This window comes from Halorubrum sp. SD626R, assembly GCF_001261915.1.
Lineage (GTDB): Archaea > Halobacteriota > Halobacteria > Halobacteriales > Haloferacaceae > Halorubrum.
In genome coordinates this window covers 58,997-76,944 of record NZ_CVRT01000053.1, presented here as the reverse complement: position 1 = coordinate 76,944, position 17,948 = coordinate 58,997, and the positions used below count along the sequence as shown (strand labels likewise).

The following is a 17,948-nucleotide window of genomic DNA, read 5'->3' as shown; positions in this document are numbered from 1 at the left end:
CCTCGCGCGCCGACCTCCCTACGCGACCGCGACGCCGTTCCGCGCGAGGAAGTCGCTCGCGGCCTTGATCTCGACCGGACTGCCGATGATCCGACAGTAGCCGTCGGCCTCGACGACCGTCACGGTGAACCGCTCTCGGAACCGCTCGCCGAGGCCGTCGAGGGCGCGACACGGGAGGACGATCTGCGTGCTGTCACGGAGGCTCGACGGATCGGGCATTCGACGTGCGTGTAGGTCGCGCGTCGCGGATATAACCGTATCGAAGTATCGACAGGACCGTGGCCGACTCGCACGGCCCGTCGCGGCGGACGGTCCCCGGACGGTTCTGACGGGACGGTGTGCGACCGGTTTGCGCCCCGCCCGCGAACCGTCCGACGGACCGAAGGAACACCTTTAACGAGGCGAACGGCCGACTGTACGCCAATGGGACTGGAAGAGGAGATCGAGGACCTCCGCGAGGAGATCGCCGAGACGCCCTACAACAAGGCCACGGAGGCCCACATCGGGCGCCTGAAGGCGAAGCTCGCGGAGAAGAAAGAGAAGCTGGAGAACCAGTCCTCCGCCGGCGGCGGCCACGGCTACGCGGTCGAGAAGCACGGCGACGCCACGGTCGCGCTGGTCGGGTTCCCGAGCGTCGGCAAGTCCACCCTCATCAACGCCCTCACCAACGCCGACAGCGAGGTCGGCTCCTACGAGTTCACGACGCTCGACGTCAACCCCGGCATGCTGAAATACCGCGGCGCGAACATCCAGATCCTCGACGTGCCGGGGCTGATCGAGGGCGCCGCTGGCGGCCGCGGGGGCGGGAAGGAGGTCCTCTCCGTCGTCCGGACCGCGGACCTCGTCGTCTTCATGCTCTCCGTCTTCGAGATCGAGCAGTACGACCGGCTCCGCGAGGAGCTGTACGCGACGAACATCCGCCTCGACGCCGAGCCGCCGAACATCAACATCCGGAAGACGCACAAGGACGGGCTCGGCGTGACGATGAGCGACGAGGTGAGCCTCGACGAGGAGACGGTCAAGCAGGTGCTCCGGGAGTACGGCTACGTCAACGCGAAGGTGACGATCCCCCACGACCTCACGATCGACGAGCTCGTCGACGCCGTGATGGACAACCGGGAGTACCTCCCGTCGATGGTGACGGTGAACAAGGCCGACCTCATCGACAAGAGCTACCTCCCGACCGTCAAGGAGGAGCTCCGCGAGCGCGACCTCGACCCCGACGACGTGCTCTTCATTTCCGCCGAGAAGGAGCTCGGACTCGACGGGCTCAAAGAGCGCCTCTGGGCGGAGCTCGGTGTCATCCGAATCTACATGGACAAGCCCGGCCGCGGCGTCGACTACGAGGAGCCGCTCATCCTCTTCGAGGGCGACACGGTCGGCGACGCCTGCGCGAAGATCGGCGGGGAGTTCGACGAGCGGTTCAAGTTCGCGCGCGTCTCCGGCGCGAGCGCGAAACACGACGATCAGCAGGTCGGGAAGGGCCACGAGCTGGCGGACGAGGACGTGCTCCGGATCGTCGCGCGGAAGTGAGCCCCCTGAGTTACAGGCCGAGCTCGCGGCCGAGCACGACGTGCTGGATCTCGCTCGTCCCCTCGCCGATCTCCATCAGCTTCGCGTCGCGGTAGAACCGCTGGGGCGCGAAGTCGGTGGTGTAGCCGTAACCGCCCAGCGTCTGGACGGCCTCCTCGGCGACCTCGCGGGCCGCCTCGCTGGCGTCGAGCTTCGCCAGCGCCGACTCCCGGGTGACCGACTCGCCGGCGTCGTACCTCGTCGCCGCCTTGTGGGTGAGCAGCCGCGCGCGCTCCGTCTGCCGGTGCATGTGGACGACCTTGTCGCGGATCGCGTCGAACTTCGCGATCGGCTTCCCGAACTGCTCGCGCTCGCCGGCGTACTCCTTCGCGGCCTCGTAGGCCCCCTGCGCGAGCCCGACCGACAGCGCCGCGATGGAGATCCGGCCGCCATCGAGCGTCTTCATCGTCTGGGTCCACCCCTCGCCCTCCTCGCCGAGCAGCCGGTCCGCCGGGATCCGCACGTCGTCCAGCTTGATCTCGCAGGTCGGCGAGGAGTTGAGGCCCATCTTGTCCCAGACGGTCGTGATCTCGAACCCGTCGTCCTCGGGGTCGACGATGAACGTCGAGATGCCGTCGTAGCCGGCGTCCGGGTCGGTGACGGCCTTCACCAGCACGCTGTTGGCGACGTTCGCGTTCGTGATGAATTGCTTCGTCCCGTTCAACACGTACTCGCCGGCGTCGGCGTCGAAGTCGGCGGTCGTGTCCATGTCGGAGGCGTCGGAGCCGCTGCCGGGCTCTGTGAGCGCCCACGCGCCGATCTCGCGTCCCTCGGCGAGCGGACGGAGCCACTCCTCCTTCTGCTCGGGGGTGCCGAACAGCTCGATCGGCTTCGCGCCGAGGGAGGTGTGGGCCGCGTACGAGAGGCCGATCCCACCCGAGACCCGACCGATCTCCTCGGTGACCAGGGCGTACATGAGCTGGTCGCCGCCGAGCCCGCCGTACTCCTCGCTCACGGGGACGCCCATCATGTCGAGGTCGTTCAGGTCGGCGAAGACCTCGTCGGGGAACCGGTGTTCGTCCTCGATCTCCTGGGCGATCGGCCGGATCTCCTCCTCGCAGAACTCCCGGACGGTGTCGCGTATCATCCGGTGTTCCGCGGGTAGCTCGAAGTCCATAGGCAAGAATTGCGACCCGCCGGCATAAACGATGCGAACGACCGTGATCGACCTCGAACGCCGTCCCTCGCGTCGATCGTCCCGGCTTTCCCCCGCGCCCCGGCGCTCCCCCCGACGTGACCATTTATGAGTCGGCGTCGCCTCGGTCCGCGCATGGAGTTCCGCCGGCTCGTGCGCGGTCGCGTGGACTGGCCCGACATCGAGCGGGTCGTCCGCGAGCTGGCGGACCGGTACGACCGCGACGAGATGCGGGTGCGCTTCCTCGACGCCGACAACTGGCTGTCGACGCCGATGGTCGTCGACGACGACCTGTTCGTGAAGGTGATCACGAGACAGAACACGCTCGTCCACACGCTGTTCACCACCGGGCGCAACCTCGGCGCGGTCTCCGCCGGTACCGAGGGGTTCTTCGAGCGGTACGAGACCCCATACGAGATGGCCCGCCACGAGCTGGAGGCGACCCGCAAGGTCCGCGAGCTCGGCGTCAACGCCCCGGAGCCGATCGAGGCGATGGAGGTCGGGGACCTCGGCGTGGTCGTCTTGGAGTACCTCCCCGAGTTCCGGACGCTCGACGAGCTCGACCGGGCGGCGGTCGCCGCGCTGGCCCCGGCGCTGTTCGAGGTCCTCCGAACGATCCACGACGCCGGGCTCGCCCACGGCGACCTCCGGGCGGAGAACGTCCTCGTGCGGGACGGCGAGCTGTACGTCATCGACGCGACGAGCGTGAGCGAGGCGGGCCGCGAGTCGGCGCGGTCGTACGACCTCGCGAGCGCGCTCGCGGCGCTGGAACCCCTAATCGGCGCCCCCGACGCGATCGACGCCGCGCTCGGCAGCTACTCGGCCGACGAGCTGCTCGCGGCCCGGCAGTTCCTCGACTTCGTCGCGATCCGCCCCGACCACGACTTCGAGGCCGCGGAGCTGAAGGGGGAACTGGAGAAGCGGACGACGTAGGGGTGGACGCTCCCGCTTGGCCTATCCGGCGGTCGGGTCCGGCGACTCGTCGGGGGACTCGGCGCGCTCACGGCTGACGATCCAGATGCCGACGGCCATCAGCGCGCCGCCGGCGAGGAAGCCCGGACCGAGCGCCTCGCCCAGCAGCGCCGCGCCGAGCGCCGCCCCGACGACGGGCTGGGCGAAAAAGAACGCGGCGACCGTCCCGGCGGAGACGTACTCCAGCCCCTTGTACCAGAGGAACCACGCCGCCGCCGTCGACGCGACCCCGAGGTACGACACGGCGCCGACCGACTCGGCGGTCAGCGGGATCGCGGCCGGCGAGAGCCCGAGGTACCACAGCTCGCCGTCGGCGAGGACCCCCAGCATCGGGACGCTCGCCAGCGAGGAGTACGTCGCCGCGCGGAGCGCCCCGTGGCGTCTGACCGCGCGGAGCCCCCAGACGGTGTAGCCGGCCCACGCCGCGCTCCCGACCAGCAGAAGCGCCACGCCGAGGAGGTTGCCGGCGGCGATCGACGCGAGCTCGTACTGCCCGGCGAGGACGACCGCGGTGCCGACGCCCGCGACCGTCATCCCGCCCGCCTTCGCCGCCGTGACGCGCTCGCCGAGCACGAGCGCGCCGAGCGCGACGGTGAACACCGGCGTCAACACCGTCAGCAGCGACCCCTGGCTGGCGTTCGTCAGCTCGGTGCCGACGAACTGGGTCGCGACCGTCAGCGTTACCCACCCGCCGAGCGCCGCGAACGTCGCCCACTCGTCGCGCGACGGCCCGGGGCCGCCCCGGCCGGCGACGACGAGCCAGAGCGCTCCGGCGCCCAGCGCCACCCGGAGGAAGCCGAGCGTCACGGGCGGGATCAGCGCGAACCCCCACTTGCTGACGACGTACATCCCGCCCCACAGCGCCGCGGCTGCGAGGGGGGCGAGGGCGAACGCGTACCGTCCGAGAGCGGTTGGCATGGTGTAGGCCGGAGACCGAGTCCCGGTCCGTTCGCCGGAGGGCGGCGGCGCGTGATGAAGACGGCGATACGGGTCGACTCCGGCCGCGTCGGTCGCGGCCGGGTCTCAGCCGCCCAGGTACAGCTGCGAGACCTCTTCGTCGTTCAGCAGCTCCTCCGGCGTCCCCTCGAACCGGACGGTCCCCTGGTCGAGGACGTAGCCGCGGTCGGAGATGCCGAGCCCCTTCGTCACGTTCTGCTCGACCATGAGGATCGCCGTCTCCATGTCGTTGACCTCCCTCACATCGTCGAACACGTCGTCGGCGGTGTTGGGCGCGAGCCCCGCCGACGGCTCGTCGATGAGGAGCACGTCGGGCTCCATCACCAGGGCGCGGGCGAACGCGAGCACCTGGCGCTGGCCGCCGGAGAGCGTCTTCGCCTTCGAGCCGCGCTTCTCGTCGATGATCGGGAAGCGGTCGTACAGCGTCTCGATCACCCCGTCGAGGCCGCCGTCCCGGGCGACGCCGCCCATCCGGAGGTTCTCGTCGATCGTCAGCGAGCCGAACACGTTGTCGGTCTGGGGGACGTAGCCGATCCCCTCGCGGACGATCTCCTCGGGCGGCATCCCGCCGATGTCGCGGCCGTGGTACTCGACGGTCCCCGTCCACGGGGTCAACATCCCGAACGCCGTCTTGAGCACCGTCGACTTCCCGGCGCCGTTCGGGCCGACGAGACAGACGATCTCGCCCGGGTCGAGCCGGACCGAGAGGTCGTCGAGCACCTGCACCTCGCCGTATCCCCCGTCGACGTTCGACAGCGAGAGCACGGGACCGGTTCCGTCGTGGACCCCGTCCGCGGGGCCGGTGGTGTCGTCGCTCATGTGCCGCCTCCGAGGTACGCGTCGATGACGCGGTCGTCGTTTCTGACTCCCTCCGGCGTCCCCTCGGTCAGGACGTGTCCCTGATCTAAGACGACGATCGGGTCCGCCAGGTCCATCACGAACTCCATGTCGTGCTCGATGAGCAGGAACGTCGTCCCCTGCTCGTTGAGCCGCCGGATCTGGTCTTTGAGCTTCTTCGCGAGCGTCGGGTTCACCCCCGCGACCGGCTCGTCGAGAAGCAGGATCTCCGGCTCGGCCAGCATCGCCCGCGCGAGCTCGACGAGCTTCATCTGACCGCCGGAGATGTCGGTCGCGGGCTGCGTCGCGAGGTGGTCGATCTCGAACTCCGCTAAGATTCGCTCCGCCTCGGCGAGGTTCGCCGCCTCGCTCTCGCCGACCGACCCGGGCGACGCGAACAGCCTGAGGAACGACTCGCCGGGCTGTTGCCGCGGGCCGATCAGCATCGCCTCGCGGACCGTCATCCCCTCCAGCTTGCGGGGGGTCTGGAACGTCCGGATGAGCCCGTGCTCAGCGACCTGATAGGGCTCCATGCCGGTCACGTCGGTCCCGTTCACCTCCACGGTCCCCCCGTCCGGCTCGTAGAAGCCGGAGATGAGGTTGAACAGCGTCGACTTCCCGGCGCCGTTCGGTCCGATGAGGCCGGTGATCGTGCCGCGCTCGACCGCGAACGAGGCGTGGTCGGTCGCCGCGAGCCCCCCGAACGACTTCTGGAGGTCGTCGACGCGCAGGACGACGTCGTCCTTCGGGAGGGCGCCCTCACTCATCGTCCCCACCTCCCTTCTGCTCCCGGACGCCGGTGTCGGGCGTTTCGGGCGTTCCGCCGCGGTCGACCGCGCTCGGCCAGATCAGCTCGCGCTGCGGTGGGAGGATTCCCTGCGGCCGGTAGCGCATGACGGCGACGATGACGACGCCGATCAACAGCAGCCGCAGCGGCGCGGGGTCGATCGGCAGCGCCACGTCGTTGAGGAAGCGCGTCCCCTCGCGGATGGTGACGATGACGATGCCGCCGAACAGCGCCCCGCGGTTGGAGCCGCTGCCGCCCAGGATCACGGCGACCCACGCGTAGAACGTCGTGATCGGGTCGAGGTCGCCCGGCCCGACGTAGAGGTTCAGGTGCGTGTAGAAGACGCCGGCAAGCGCCATGATCAGGCTCCCGATGACGAACGACTGCATCTTGAACGAGTAGGTGTTCTTGCCGAGCGCCCGGGCGAGGTCCTCGTCGGAGCGGATCGTGCGCAGCACCCGCCCCCACGGCGACCGGTGCGCGCGCCGGAGGACGAAGTACGCGGCCCCCGCGAACGCGAGCACCAACAGGACGTTCAGCGACGCCTGCCAGAACGCGGTCTCCAGGATCACCGGCGACCCGGGGATCACTTCCACCCGGAGCCCGGGCATCGCCTCCGGGAACGTCGAGAGCACCGGCCACCCGGCGAAGAAGCCCGGGATACCGCGGAGCCCCGCGCTGCCGTTCGTCAGCCAGCGCTCGTTGAGGACGACCAGCCGCACGACCTCCGCGAGCCCGAGCGAGGCGATCGCGAGGTAATCGGCCCGGAGCCGGAGCGTCGGGATGCCGATAAGCAGCGCCAGCACGAACGCGACGACGAGCGCGACGACGAGCCCGACGAGCGGGTTGAACCCGCCTGCGATCGGCGACCCGCTCGCGGTCATCAGTGCGGAGCCGTACGCGCCGATTCCGAAGAACGCGGCGACGCTGAAGTTGATCAGCCCGGTGAATCCCCACTGGGCGTTCAGTCCGAGCGACAGCAGCGCGTACATGCCCGCCAGTCCGACGAGGAACAGGAAGTACGTCGGACCGAGCGCGCCGGTGAGCAGCGCGACGAGGAGGAACAGCAGAAACGTGACGCTGACGCCGAGTACCCATCCCTCCGGGCGGGTCAGGTCGTCGAGCGCCCCCTGCGGATCGTCGAGGAGGCTCACGTCGCTCCCTCCCCGGCGATCCCGTTCGGCCGGACGAGCAGCACCGCGACCATGATCAGGAACGCGATCGCGTTCGCGTACTCGATGGTGATCAGGTTCTCCAGGGCGGTCGCGAGCCACCCCGGCCAGATCGGGAGCGCCTCGACCACTGTCGAGAAGAACGGTGTCAACTGGTTTATCATGCCGATGAGGAAGCCGCCCGCCATCGCGCCGTAGACGGAGCCGATCCCGCCGAGGATCACCGCCGCGAAGATCACCAGCAGGAGATTAAAGCCCATCCGCGGCGAGAGCTGGTTGAACAGGCCGAGGAACACGCCCCCGGCGCCCGCGAGCCCGGCGCCGATGACCCACGTCCACAGCTTCACGCGCTTCGTTCGGATACCGCTGACCCGCGCGAGGTCCGGGTTGTCCGCCATCGCCCGCATCTTCCGACCCAGGTCGGTGTACTGCAGCAGGACGTGGAGCCCGACGACGAGTACCACCGCGGACGCGACGATCGCGAGGTCGTGGAGCGTTATCCGGACCCCGTACGGCACCAGCGACTCGATCGGTCGAAGCGGCTGTAGGTCGAACCGGGTGAAGTCGGAGCCGAAGCGGATCTGGATCACCGCGCGGTAGATGAACGCGATCCCGATCGACGTGATCAACAGCCCGATCGAGTCGACGTCGAGCGGCTCGTAGATGAGCTTCTCCGTGCCGACCGCGACGATCGCCGCGGCGGCGATGCCGGCGACCAGGGCGACGAAGAAGCCGTACGGCAGTCCCAGCACGGCGCCGCCGAGCCCGCCGACCGCGCCGAAGGTCACGAGCGACGTGTACGCACCGATCGTCATCGTGTCGCCGTGCGCGAAGTTCGCGAAGTCGGCGATGCTGTACACGAGCGACAGTCCGATGCTCCCGAGGACGATGATGCTGCTGAAGACCAGCCCGTTGGCCAGGTATCCGAGGACGGTCATCGGTCTCTATCAGCCTTCGATGAAGTCGATGCCTTCGTACGCGTGGTCTTGGACCTCCAAGACCTGAAGGAAGCCGACCGGGTCCCCGTTCTCGTCGAAGTCGATGGGGCCGCTGACCCCCTGATAGTCGACGTCGTCGGGCCCGCCGCCGTCGGCGAGGATCTCGCTGGCGGCCTCGAACGATGTCACTTCCTCGCCCTCGGGGCCGGAGACGCGTCGGACGGTCTCCTGAAGCGCCGCGCCGGTGAACTCGTCGGCGGCCTGAATCGCGAGCGCGGCGTTGATCACGCAGTCGTACGCGTACGCCGCCCACGACGTCGGCTGCCGGTCGTACTCCGACTCGAAGGCGTCCGCGAACGACTGGTAGTTCTCCTCCTCGATCGGCGCGGAGGGGACCACGATCTTCATCCCGTCGATGCTCCCCTCCGGGGTGTTCTCCAGCACGTTGTCGCCGGAGACGGAGTCGGCGCCGTAGAACTGCGCCTCGTAGCCCGACGAGAACACCTCGTTGACCATCGTCGAGAACTCGGCCTGGTAGGTGATGAACAGCCACGCGTCCGCGCCCGAGCCGTTCATCTCCGAGACGACGCTGGAGTAGGACTGCTGCTCCTGGTCGTGGGGCGTGTTGTAGACGACCTCCCCCTCGTACGCCTCGACGAACGCGTCCGTGAGGCTCTGGCCGTAGTCGTTGTTGACGTAGGTGATCGCCACCTCGTCGTAGCCGTCGTCGCTGATGAGGTTCGAGAGCGCGAGCGACTGGCTGCGGCCGGACGGCGACATCCGGAGCAGCCCAGGGAAGTCGGTGAGGTTGAGCCCCGTGGAGTTCTGGCTCAGCTGGACGACGTCGGTCCCCTCGACGACGCTCTCGTAGATGGCCAGCGAGACGCCGGACCCGACCGCGCCGATGAGGAACGGGACGCCGTCCTGGTTGACGAGCTTCTGGGCGGCCGCGATCCCGCCCTGGTTCTCGCTCTCGGAGTCCTCGACGATCAGGTCGAGTTCCCGGCCGTTGATGCCGATCTCGTTTACCCGAGAGAGAGCGAGGTTGACGCCGCGCTGGTTCCGCTCGCCGAACGCCGACAGCGACCCGGTCTGTGAGTCGACCATTCCGATCTCGTACGGGCCGGCCGATCCCCCGTCGTCGCCGTCGCTGCCGTCGCTTCCGTCGCTTCCGTCGTCACCGTCGCTTCCACCGTCACCGCCGTCCTCGCCGTCGCTCCCGTCGCCGCCGTCGTCAGTCGTGCTCAGACAGCCCGACAGGGCGACGAGTCCCGCACCGCCGGTCAGTTTCAGCAGGGTTCGCCGGTCCGCCACATCCGTGGTATCTCGTGACATATGTGACCTGATATTCCCGTGGACATCCGGGTATCTTAATCCCGGCCCGTCCATGGTCGGGTCGACCGCACATGTTCTTTTCGTCCGCCGTGGCGGTCGTGACGAGCGTTTATTTAACGCAAACTACAGCGATATAATTGGTCGGGTGCCCATATATACCGATAGGGATCCGCGGTGATCGTATGATACCGCCCATCGCGAGCAACTTCGTCGCCGGGGAGACGCCGGAGGCGGCGCTCGCCCACGTCGAGGGACTCAACGACCGCGGCGTGGCCGGCATCCTGAACCTGCTCGGCGAGCATTACGAGGAACGTCCGCCCGCCGACGCGGACGCGGACGCGTACGTCGACCTCGTCGAGGCGATCGCCGAGCGCGGCGTCGACGCCTGCGTCTCAGTGAAGTCCAGCCAGATCGGGCTCGACGTCGGCGACGCCGTCTTCGAGGAGAACCTCGCGCGGATCGTCGAGGCGGCCAACTCGCCCGCGGCGACCGGCCCGGACGGGACGGGCACGTTCGTCTGGATCGACATGGAGGACCACGAGACCACCGACGTGACGCTCGACGCGTTCGAGCGCCACGCGGTCGCGACCGACGGCAACGTCGGCGTCTGCGTCCAGGCGAACCTGAAGCGCACGCGAGACGACCTCGAACGCCTCGCCGACCTCCCGGGGAAGGTCCGGCTCGTCAAGGGCGCGTACGACGAGCCAGCCGAACTCTCGTACAAGGAGAAGGCCCGCGTCGACGAGTCGTACCGCGACTGCCTCGCCTACATGTTCGAGGCGTTCGACGGCGGGATCGCGGTCGGGAGCCACGACCCCGCGATGATCGAGCACGCGAAGCAGCTCCACGCCGAGCACGGCACCCCCTACGAGGTGCAGATGCTGACCGGCGTCCGGGAGTCGGCGCAGTTCGAGCTCGCGGCCGAGGACGACGTGGCGGTGTACCAGTACATCCCGTACGGCTCCAAGTGGTTCTCGTACTTCTACCGGCGGATCCGGGAGCGCAAGTCGAACGCGCTGTTCGCGCTGCGGGCGGTCGTCGGGAACTGATCGGGTCCGGCCGGGGATCGGCGTTCAGGCGTCAGCGACCGATGTTCAGGGATCGGGGGCGTCCGACGACTCCGCGCCGGCCGCCGACGCCGGTCCTTCCCCATCGAACGCCGCGAGGCCGCCGTGCCGGATAACGGTCGCGACCGCGTTGCCGGCGAACAGCAGCGCGCCGGCGACGACGAGCGCGCCGCCGAGGGGGCGAACGACGCCGGCGGAGGGCCCGAGGGCCGGTCCGAGCGAGGCGACCGCGGGCGAGACCGCGGCCGCGAGCAGGAGACCGGCGCCGAGGACGGTCGCGGCGAAGTCGGCCGTCGCGACCCGGGGCGCCGTAGAGGTCGTCGATCGCGGGCACGCGCTCCAGCCCGACCCGGTCGGCGTACCGGTCGAGCCAGACGATGAACGGGACGACGTGGTAGAGGCTCCCGACGACGACGAAGCCGACGAGCGCGCCGAGCAGGACGGGCCCGACCGCGGGGTGTCCGAACCGAACCCCGGGGCCGAGGGGGTCGACGGCCCACGTCGCGGCCGCCGTCGCGCTCCACGCGAGCGTCGCGGCGGCGACGACCGCGTACCGCGAGAGCATCGGCGTCGCCGGCGCGGTGGCGTCGCGGAGCCGGCGGAGGAGGACTCCCCCGGCGACCGCCGCGCCGCCCGCGGCGAGCAGCCCGCCGGCGGCCGCGAGGGGCGAGACTCGGAACAGCCGCCCGCCGGCGAGTGAGATCACGCCGACCGGGTACGCCGCGGTCTCGGCCCGCGCGAGCCGCTTCTCGACCGGGAGCGCGTCGGTCTGCGTGAACATCGGACCGAGCTGGTAGAGGGCGCCGAAGACGGTCGCGAGGACGCCGCCGAGGACCGCGGCGCACGTCCGGGTATGAGCGACACCGAATCGGTCCTCGACGTGCGCGGGCGCGACGCTCCGCCGTTCCCGGTCATCAGCGACGCGCTCGACGAGCTCGGCCCGGACGACCGCCTGCGGCTCGTGAACGACTTCGAACCGGTTCCGCTGTACGACGTGCTGGCGGACCGCGGCTTCGAACACGAGACCGAGCGGGTCGACGACGACGAGTGGCACGTCACGATCGAGCGCGTCTAAGCGGCGGCGGCCGCGACCGCCGTCGCCGTCCCTTTTACATCCCGAGCCGAACAGTTCGCCTCGTACCCCCGGCGTCCGGGAATCCTCGCCGAAGGTATTCCCCTAACCCTCGTACGCCGAGACGCATGACCCGACGCACACTCGGCCGGCGGACGTTCGTCCGAACGACCGCGGCGCTCGGCGCGACGACCGCGCTCGCCGGCTGTGGCGGCGGCGGCGACGGAAGCGACGCCGAGAGCGGCGATGGCGGCGATGCCGGCGGCGGCGGAGGCGGCGGAGGCGGCGGCAGCGGCAGCGGCGACCGACAGTACCTCTCGGAGGAGCCGGACTACGGCGGCTTCCTCGACGACGCGACCAACTACGAGCGGACGGTCGACATGGCGGGCGCCGACTCGGTGACCGTCGACGTCGGCGCCGGCGACGGCCTCTCGTTCGGGGCGGCCGCGGTCGCTGTGTCGACGGGAACGACCGTCACCTGGGAGTGAACCGGCGAGGGCGGCCAGCACAACGTCGCCGGCGCCGACGGCAACTTCGAGAGTGAGACCGTCGGCGAGGAGGGCCACACCTTCCAGCACACCTTCGAGGAGTCCGGCGTGTACACCTACGCCTGCACGCCTCACCAGGCGGTCGGAATGAAGGGGGCCGTCCACGTGGAGTAAGCGCTCGCCGACCGCGATCGATCCGCGTCGCGAGGAGGAAACGACCGACCTCGACCACCCCGACCTCGACCACCCCGACCCTCACCCCCACCGATGCCACAAGCACGACTCCTCGTCGACCTGCCCGACGGCCCGTGGATAGCCGACGTTTCACGCGAGTTCCCTGACGCGGGGTTCCGCGCGCTCACCGCGGTCCCCGGCGAGGACGCCGGCTTCGCCCTCGTCAGGGTCACCGCCCGCGACGTCGACGCGGTGCTGTCGGCGATGGAAGCTCACGACGCGTTGACCTCGGTGTCGGTGATGGCGCGAGAGGAGGGCGTCGCCACGGTCAGGCTGGAGACGGACGCGCCCCTGCTGCTGCTGGCCGCGAAGCGCTCCGGCCTCCCGATCGAGATGCCATTGGACATCGAGGACGGCGCGGCGGAGGTCGAGGTCACCGGCGAGCACGAGCGCGTCGCCGAGATGGGCCGCCGGCTGAGCGAGCTCGGCCTCTCGTTCGAGGTCGAGCGCGTGCGCCAGCGCGTCGACCCAGCCCGGCTGTTGACGGACCGACAGCGCGAGCTCCTGCTCGCGGCCGTCGACCTCGGCTACTACGACGTGCCGCGGGAGGCCACCCTGACGGAGGTCGCGGAACACGTCGGGATCGCGAAGTCGACGTGCAGCGAGACGCTCCAGCGCGTCGAGCGAACGGTGGTCCGGGAGTTCGTCGACGACCTCCCCAGCCGACCCGTCGACGCCGAGATCTCGGCCGCCGACCCCTGATCACTACCGACGATCCCCATGACATCTACCACCGACGACCACGACGAGACGGCCGAACCGATCACCGACCGGGTTCACGACAACTCCTGGTCGGCGAACTTAGAGGAGCCGAAGTACGCCGACGACCCCGAGCTGGCGGTCCGCGACGCGCTGGCGGCGGTCGACCACACGACCGCCGGGAACCACGTCAACCTCGTCACCCACGGGGACCTCGGCCATCCGGAGGAGTTCCTTTACGACGCGCTCCGCGAGGAACGCGACGGCCTCGACCCGGAGTACGTCGAACGGTGCGGGTGCGGCGGTCACGTCACCCGCGTGGACGTGCCTTGAGGGGCAGAATCGAGCGAGCGGCGGCCCGTTCGCCGCCACGAACCGACCGGCACCGGCGGGCGCCCCGCGTCCGCCGCCATTCTTAATCCGGCCGCCGCGTAGGTGCGCGTGTGCCTCCCGAACCGACCCTGCCGTTCGCGGACGGTCCGGGACCGATCGGGGACCTCGTCGACCCGGTGCTCGCGGACCCGTCGCCGTCGCTGTTGACCGCGGTGATCGAGGCGTACCGCGAGGCGGCGCCGGCGGTCGTCGATCCGGACCCCTCGACGCTGCGCGGGCCGAGGTTGACCGAAGAGTCCCCGGTGTCGGCGTCGGACTCGCTCGCCTCGGACCTCCCGACGCTCACCGTCCTCGCGACCGACCGCGCGATAGACGCCGTCGTCGACCCCTTCCGCCCGGCGAGCCGGCTCTCGGCGCTCGCGGAGACGGGTGCCCTGGACCTCCGAACGCTGTCGGAGCCGCAGCCGAACCCGGTACTCGCCGGTCGGGAGACGGGACACGCGCTCGTCCCGGGTGGGAACGGGGACGGGGACGACGACGGCGCCGGCCCGAGGGAGGCGTGGTGTCGCGTCGGCGACGACCCGGCGCTCCGGGAGCGCTACGCCCCGCTCGTCGAGTCGGCCGAACGGCGTCGCCCGCGAGCGCCGAGTCGCCGTCGCGTGTACGGCTCGCTCCGGGAGCGCTGCGGCGTCGCCGTCGCGGGCGACGCGATCCGGGCCCTCGACGCCGAGGTCGTCGGGGACTCCGCCGGCGACGCGTCCGGAGGCGACCCCCTCGACCTGGCCGGCGCACGGCGCCGCGCGTACGTCGCCGGCGTTCGCCGCGGCGCGCTCGACCGTAACCTGCGCCGCGCCTGCGAGGACGCCGGACTCGGGAGCTCGGCGACGTTCACGCGGGTGAAGCGGGAGCTCCGAGAGGCGGGGCTGCTCGGCACGGAATCCGTCCCGCAGCCGGTCGGCCGGCCGCGGGAGCGGCTCGTCGCTCGCGGCGCGCTCGCCGAGGCGGACGGGACGAGCGAAGCGGTCGCGGCGGTCGCGAACGCGATCGGGCGATAGACGGTCGAGTGCCGGGACGGTCGGAGTAATCCGACGCCGACCGCCCTCAGTCGTCCTTCGTCTTGATGTCGGCCGAGAGCCCCTGCGCCATCTCGATCTCCTTCGAGTTGTTCAGGGTCCAGGCGGTGCGGTCGGTGACGGCCTCGATGGCCTCTCGGGCCGACGGGTAGCCGTTCCCGGACTTCTTCACGCCGCCGAAGGGGAGCTGGACCTCGGCGCCGATACAGGGGAGGTTCCCGTACGCCAATCCGAGCTCCGCGCGGTCGCGGTAGTAGTTGATCTGCCGGTAGTCCTCCGAGATGACCGCGCCGGCGAGCCCGTACTCGGTATCGTTCTGGATCTCGACGGCGCGCTCGATGTCGCCGTCGTACTCGAGGAGCGCGACGTGCGGGCCGAACACCTCCTCGTGGGTACAACGGAGGTCGGCCTCGGGGTCGGCCTCGTAGACGAACGGGCCGATCCAGTGGCCCCCCTCGTGCCCGTCCGGGATCTCGTCGGCGTCGAGGTCGGTGCGGTCGACGAGGACGTTCACGCCCTCCTCGCGGGCGAGCGCGTTGTACTCGGCGACCTTCTCGTGGTGCTCCGCCTCGATGAGCGGCCCCATGAACGTCTCCTCGTCGAGCGGGTCGCCGACGGCGACGTCCTCGGCGATCTCCACGAAGCGCTCCTTGAACTCGTCGTACACGTCGGTGTGGACGATCAGGCGCTCGGAGGAGACGCAGCGCTGGCCGGTCGTCTTGAACGATGACATCACCGCGGAGTGGACCGCGACGTCGAGGTCCGCTTCTTCCGTGACCACGATAGCGTTCTTGCCGCCCATCTCGCAGGCGGCGCGCTTGCCGGCGACGCCGCCGAGCTTGTCCTGGATGTGGTGGCCGACCTCGGCCGAGCCGGTGAAGACGACCGTCTCGACGTCGTCGTGCTCGACGATCGCGTTACCGGCGTCGCCGAACCCCTGGACCATGTTGAACACGCCGTCGGGGATCCCGGCGTCGTCGAACATCTCCGCGATGATCTGCGCGCACCACGGGGTCTGCTCGGCCGGCTTGAAGACGACGGTGTTGCCCTCGACCAGCGCGATGGCCATGTGCCAGTAGGGGATGGCGACCGGGAAGTTCCACGGGGTGATACAGCCGGTGACGCCGCGGGGCTTCCGGCGCATGTACGCGTCCTTGGACGGAATCTCCGAGGGGACGATGTCGCCCGACGGGTGGCGCGCGTCGCCCGCGGCCCACTCGACCATGTGCGCGGCCTCGACCACGTCGGCCTTCCCCTCGCTGATCTCCTTCCCGCACTCCTTGGTGACGACCTCGCCCAGCTCGTCGGTGCGGTCGCGGAGCTCGTGGTACACGTCCCAGAGGTACTCCGCGCGCTGGATCCGGGAGAGCTCGCGCCACTCGTCGAACGCCTCGTCGGCGGCGTCGACCGCGCGCTCGACGTCCGCGGGGGTCCCCCGACGGAACTCGCCGAGTGACTCCCCGGTCGCCGGGTTTTCGCTCTCGAAGGTCTCCGAGCCCGCGCCGGAGACCCACTCGCCGTCGACGTAGTGTTGATACGGATCCGACATGCACGGTAGTTGCCGGCGATCCGTCCAAATATCCCACCCGACCATGGTCGGTAGACTCTTTTCTATTCGCTGCCAAGGACGCGGTAACGATGGCAACGACCGACGCGGCCGGGGCGGACGGGTGGTCCGGAACTCGGCTCACGCTCGACCTGTGGCACCCGAACTGCTGGGCGATCGAGGCGACGAGTCGGACCGACGGCGGCGTGCTCGCGCACGCCATCTACAACTCGCCGCGGACCGACGCCGACGCGCCGAACTCGGTGAACGGCCTGTTCACGGCCTTCGCCGACACCAACGACGCGGTCGAGGCGCTGCTCGACGCGATCCGCGACTCCGACCGCGCGGGGAACCTGCTCGAACTGCAGGAGCGCTTCGGGCGCGCGCGCGACGCCCCGGGCAACGTCGTCCGCGAGTTCTTCTTGGAGTACGACCCGGCCGACATGGTGTGTCCCACGCTGCTCGAACACGGCTTCGTCCACAGCGCCCCGGTCCGGATCGAGGGCGGGCGCGAGGAGTGGCAGGTGTGCTTCGTCGGCGAGCGCACCGAGATACGAGAGGCGCTCGACGCGGTGCAGGCGGACTCGGGCGCCGAGGTGACCGTGGAGTCGATGTCGTCGTCGGGGTACGCGGGGCAGACCCCCCGCGAGCAGCGGCTCGACACGCTGACGCCGACGCAGCGGGACGTGTACGAGCACGCCCGCGACGCGGGGTACTACGAGTGGCCGCGTCAGGCGTCGACCCGCGAGCTCGCCGACGACATGGGCGTCTCGAAAACGACGCTGCTCGAACACCTCCGGAAGGCGGAGTCGAAGCTGCTGGACCCGTAGCTCGGGACCGCTGGTCGTTCGCCTCGTCGAGGCTCTCGGCAGCCGAGACGTTTCGAAATTCGTGCGGTTAGCACGGATAGGGCGACGATCGATAGCGGGAGTAGGTGTATCGGTACGGTTGAGTGATTGTTTATAAATGAGCGGGTGGTGTCGCTGTCGGCCATTCATCCGTGACTAACGATGCTACGGTGAACACTTCCAAAGCCCCACCTGCACGGCACCGCACAGCACCTCACACCTCCCCAGCCTCGTCGCTGGCGCGGAACGCGCCAGCGACTCCCTCGCGCGGTGCTGCTCGGCCGCGAAGCGGCCTCGCAGGCACGCGCCACCGCACAGCGCGTACATTCATACGGAATCGTCGCAGTCGCTCGCGACAATTTAAATAGCTAATCGCTGACGGCGAACTGCAACACCCACTCCCGCTACCGCTCAGGAGGGATTCACCGGCGGACGGCCGTTTCAGCTCTCGTTCGACGGGCTCATCGCTTCCCCGACGACATCGATAAGCCGACCCGATCGGCGAGCTCCGGGTCGGACATGTCCGGGCCGGACACTCGACTGAGGCCGACTGCCAGCGTGACGGTCATGAGCGCGAGCAGTCCTCCGACGGCGAGGAAGAAGCCGGTTACCCCGACCGTGACGAGCAGCGTCGCTCCGAGCAGCTCACCGCCCACCGCGGCGAGGAGAGCGACCACCGCGAGTCCGAGCAGTCGATCTTCGTATTTCGTGGTCATACAGGTCCTTCGGAGCCGAACGGAGTTAAGCCGCACCCGACACCTGTCGTTATGTCTCACGCTGCCACGCGTCACCGAGTGATGTCGGCCGCGGGGGGATCGTCGGCGCGCCGCAGGACGGCGAGGAGCTCGCGTTCCCGCGGTCCGAGCCGTGTCCACTGGGTCAT

At 69.8% G+C, this 17,948-nt stretch carries 19 protein-coding genes and 1 pseudogene; 9 read left to right on the top strand and 11 right to left on the bottom strand.

The genetic code is table 11. From position 1 onward, the window contains the following. Positions 1 to 18: 18 nt before the first annotated feature. Positions 19 to 219: a VNG_1110C family protein gene (locus SD626R_RS05340; protein WP_092564518.1), complete on the bottom strand. Its 201-nt coding sequence runs from the start codon at positions 217 to 219 to the stop codon at positions 19 to 21. 204 nt (positions 220 to 423) lie between these two features. On the opposite strand from SD626R_RS05340, the gene SD626R_RS05335 reads away from it, so the two are divergent. After that, on the top strand, positions 424 to 1,533 hold the full coding sequence (locus tag SD626R_RS05335; protein ID WP_092564515.1) for an OBG GTPase family GTP-binding protein: 1,110 nt from the start codon (positions 424 to 426) through the stop codon (positions 1,531 to 1,533). 10 nt (positions 1,534 to 1,543) lie between these two features. On the opposite strand, the gene SD626R_RS05330 is transcribed toward SD626R_RS05335, so the two are convergent. Then, on the bottom strand, positions 1,544 to 2,689 hold the full coding sequence (locus SD626R_RS05330) for an acyl-CoA dehydrogenase family protein (RefSeq protein ID WP_092564512.1): 1,146 nt from the start codon (positions 2,687 to 2,689) through the stop codon (positions 1,544 to 1,546). 153 nt (positions 2,690 to 2,842) lie between these two features. On the opposite strand from SD626R_RS05330, the gene SD626R_RS05325 reads away from it, so the two are divergent. Then, complete coding sequence (locus SD626R_RS05325) at positions 2,843 to 3,640, top strand: RIO1 family regulatory kinase/ATPase domain-containing protein (protein WP_092564509.1); 798 nt, start codon at positions 2,843 to 2,845, stop codon at positions 3,638 to 3,640. A gap of 21 nt (positions 3,641 to 3,661) precedes the next feature. Here the strand turns inward: SD626R_RS05325 and SD626R_RS05320 are convergent, their stop codons facing one another. The 6 genes from SD626R_RS05320 to SD626R_RS05295 form a co-directional block, all read right to left on the bottom strand. Further along, positions 3,662 to 4,597 (bottom strand): DMT family transporter, encoded by a 936-nt coding sequence (locus SD626R_RS05320; RefSeq protein ID WP_092564506.1) that lies wholly within the window; start codon positions 4,595 to 4,597, stop codon positions 3,662 to 3,664. Positions 4,598 to 4,702: 105 nt separating this feature from the next. Then, positions 4,703 to 5,455, bottom strand: coding sequence for an ABC transporter ATP-binding protein (locus SD626R_RS05315; RefSeq protein WP_092564503.1), 753 nt, complete (start codon positions 5,453 to 5,455; stop codon positions 4,703 to 4,705). Continuing rightward, the gene (locus SD626R_RS05310; protein WP_092564500.1) at positions 5,452 to 6,240 is read right to left on the bottom strand and encodes an ABC transporter ATP-binding protein; all 789 of its coding nucleotides are present in this window, start codon (positions 6,238 to 6,240) and stop codon (positions 5,452 to 5,454) included. The genes SD626R_RS05315 and SD626R_RS05310 overlap by 4 nt, the downstream gene beginning before the upstream one ends. Continuing rightward, positions 6,233 to 7,414 (bottom strand): branched-chain amino acid ABC transporter permease, encoded by a 1,182-nt coding sequence (locus tag SD626R_RS05305; RefSeq protein WP_092564497.1) that lies wholly within the window; start codon positions 7,412 to 7,414, stop codon positions 6,233 to 6,235. The genes SD626R_RS05310 and SD626R_RS05305 overlap by 8 nt, the downstream gene beginning before the upstream one ends. Next, a complete protein-coding gene (locus tag SD626R_RS05300; RefSeq protein WP_092564494.1) occupies positions 7,411 to 8,370 on the bottom strand; it encodes a branched-chain amino acid ABC transporter permease in 960 nt (319 codons plus the stop codon). Before SD626R_RS05300 ends, SD626R_RS05305 begins: the two co-directional genes overlap by 4 nt. A gap of 9 nt (positions 8,371 to 8,379) precedes the next feature. Beyond that, entirely contained in the window at positions 8,380 to 9,705 is a 1,326-nt protein-coding gene (locus SD626R_RS05295; protein WP_092564491.1) for an ABC transporter substrate-binding protein, read from the bottom strand. Positions 9,706 to 9,887: 182 nt separating this feature from the next. Here SD626R_RS05295 and SD626R_RS05290 point away from each other — a divergent pair, with 182 nt between their 5' ends. Continuing rightward, positions 9,888 to 10,754: a proline dehydrogenase family protein gene (locus SD626R_RS05290; protein WP_092564488.1), complete on the top strand. Its 867-nt coding sequence runs from the start codon at positions 9,888 to 9,890 to the stop codon at positions 10,752 to 10,754. A 31-nt stretch (positions 10,755 to 10,785) separates the two neighbouring features. On the opposite strand, the gene SD626R_RS05285 is transcribed toward SD626R_RS05290, so the two are convergent. Then, positions 10,786 to 11,553 carry a hypothetical protein gene (locus SD626R_RS05285; protein ID WP_092564485.1) on the bottom strand — a complete coding sequence of 256 codons (768 nt, stop codon included), beginning with the start codon at positions 11,551 to 11,553 and terminating at the stop codon, positions 10,786 to 10,788. 72 nt (positions 11,554 to 11,625) lie between these two features. Here SD626R_RS05285 and SD626R_RS05280 point away from each other — a divergent pair, with 72 nt between their 5' ends. From SD626R_RS05280 to SD626R_RS05260, 5 genes and pseudogenes are all read left to right on the top strand, one after another. Beyond that, positions 11,626 to 11,847 (top strand): DUF2249 domain-containing protein, encoded by a 222-nt coding sequence (locus SD626R_RS05280; protein WP_092564482.1) that lies wholly within the window; start codon positions 11,626 to 11,628, stop codon positions 11,845 to 11,847. Between the two features lie 125 nt (positions 11,848 to 11,972). Continuing rightward, positions 11,973 to 12,506, top strand: a pseudogene (locus SD626R_RS05275) (halocyanin domain-containing protein). A gap of 93 nt (positions 12,507 to 12,599) precedes the next feature. After that, entirely contained in the window at positions 12,600 to 13,268 is a 669-nt protein-coding gene (locus tag SD626R_RS05270; RefSeq protein ID WP_092564479.1) for a helix-turn-helix domain-containing protein, read from the top strand. Positions 13,269 to 13,286: 18 nt separating this feature from the next. Next, positions 13,287 to 13,598, top strand: coding sequence for a CGCGG family putative rSAM-modified RiPP protein (locus tag SD626R_RS05265; protein WP_092564476.1), 312 nt, complete (start codon positions 13,287 to 13,289; stop codon positions 13,596 to 13,598). Between the two features lie 110 nt (positions 13,599 to 13,708). Further along, positions 13,709 to 14,653, top strand: coding sequence for a transcriptional regulator TbsP domain-containing protein (locus tag SD626R_RS05260; RefSeq protein WP_092564473.1), 945 nt, complete (start codon positions 13,709 to 13,711; stop codon positions 14,651 to 14,653). 46 nt (positions 14,654 to 14,699) lie between these two features. Here SD626R_RS05260 and SD626R_RS05255 read toward each other — a convergent pair whose 3' ends face one another. After that, positions 14,700 to 16,220, bottom strand: coding sequence for an aldehyde dehydrogenase family protein (locus SD626R_RS05255; protein ID WP_092564470.1), 1,521 nt, complete (start codon positions 16,218 to 16,220; stop codon positions 14,700 to 14,702). An 89-nt stretch (positions 16,221 to 16,309) separates the two neighbouring features. Between SD626R_RS05255 and SD626R_RS05250 the strand changes: the two genes are divergently transcribed. After that, positions 16,310 to 17,047 carry a helix-turn-helix domain-containing protein gene (locus SD626R_RS05250; RefSeq protein WP_092564467.1) on the top strand — a complete coding sequence of 246 codons (738 nt, stop codon included), beginning with the start codon at positions 16,310 to 16,312 and terminating at the stop codon, positions 17,045 to 17,047. A 479-nt stretch (positions 17,048 to 17,526) separates the two neighbouring features. Here SD626R_RS05250 and SD626R_RS05245 read toward each other — a convergent pair whose 3' ends face one another. Next, the gene (locus tag SD626R_RS05245; protein WP_241996624.1) at positions 17,527 to 17,781 is read right to left on the bottom strand and encodes a hypothetical protein; all 255 of its coding nucleotides are present in this window, start codon (positions 17,779 to 17,781) and stop codon (positions 17,527 to 17,529) included. Between the last annotated feature and the right edge of the window lie 167 nt (positions 17,782 to 17,948).

What these genes read in the sequence shown, in the direction of transcription:
- SD626R_RS05340 (WP_092564518.1), bottom strand. Translation starts at nt 219, where the DNA reads ATGCCCGATCCGTCGAGCCTCCGTGACAGCACGCAGATCGTCCTCCCG.
- SD626R_RS05335 (WP_092564515.1), top strand. Translation starts at nt 424, where the DNA reads ATGGGACTGGAAGAGGAGATCGAGGACCTCCGCGAGGAGATCGCCGAG.
- SD626R_RS05330 (WP_092564512.1), bottom strand. Translation starts at nt 2,689, where the DNA reads ATGGACTTCGAGCTACCCGCGGAACACCGGATGATACGCGACACCGTC.
- SD626R_RS05325 (WP_092564509.1), top strand. Translation starts at nt 2,843, where the DNA reads ATGGAGTTCCGCCGGCTCGTGCGCGGTCGCGTGGACTGGCCCGACATC.
- SD626R_RS05320 (WP_092564506.1), bottom strand. Translation starts at nt 4,597, where the DNA reads ATGCCAACCGCTCTCGGACGGTACGCGTTCGCCCTCGCCCCCCTCGCA.
- SD626R_RS05315 (WP_092564503.1), bottom strand. Translation starts at nt 5,455, where the DNA reads ATGAGCGACGACACCACCGGCCCCGCGGACGGGGTCCACGACGGAACC.
- SD626R_RS05310 (WP_092564500.1), bottom strand. Translation starts at nt 6,240, where the DNA reads ATGAGTGAGGGCGCCCTCCCGAAGGACGACGTCGTCCTGCGCGTCGAC.
- SD626R_RS05300 (WP_092564494.1), bottom strand. Translation starts at nt 8,370, where the DNA reads ATGACCGTCCTCGGATACCTGGCCAACGGGCTGGTCTTCAGCAGCATC.
- SD626R_RS05295 (WP_092564491.1), bottom strand. Translation starts at nt 9,705, where the DNA reads ATGTCACGAGATACCACGGATGTGGCGGACCGGCGAACCCTGCTGAAA.
- SD626R_RS05290 (WP_092564488.1), top strand. Translation starts at nt 9,888, where the DNA reads ATGATACCGCCCATCGCGAGCAACTTCGTCGCCGGGGAGACGCCGGAG.
- SD626R_RS05285 (WP_092564485.1), bottom strand. Translation starts at nt 11,553, where the DNA reads ATGTTCACGCAGACCGACGCGCTCCCGGTCGAGAAGCGGCTCGCGCGG.
- SD626R_RS05280 (WP_092564482.1), top strand. Translation starts at nt 11,626, where the DNA reads ATGAGCGACACCGAATCGGTCCTCGACGTGCGCGGGCGCGACGCTCCG.
- SD626R_RS05270 (WP_092564479.1), top strand. Translation starts at nt 12,600, where the DNA reads ATGCCACAAGCACGACTCCTCGTCGACCTGCCCGACGGCCCGTGGATA.
- SD626R_RS05265 (WP_092564476.1), top strand. Translation starts at nt 13,287, where the DNA reads ATGACATCTACCACCGACGACCACGACGAGACGGCCGAACCGATCACC.
- SD626R_RS05255 (WP_092564470.1), bottom strand. Translation starts at nt 16,220, where the DNA reads ATGTCGGATCCGTATCAACACTACGTCGACGGCGAGTGGGTCTCCGGC.
- SD626R_RS05250 (WP_092564467.1), top strand. Translation starts at nt 16,310, where the DNA reads ATGGCAACGACCGACGCGGCCGGGGCGGACGGGTGGTCCGGAACTCGG.
- SD626R_RS05245 (WP_241996624.1), bottom strand. Translation starts at nt 17,781, where the DNA reads ATGACCACGAAATACGAAGATCGACTGCTCGGACTCGCGGTGGTCGCT.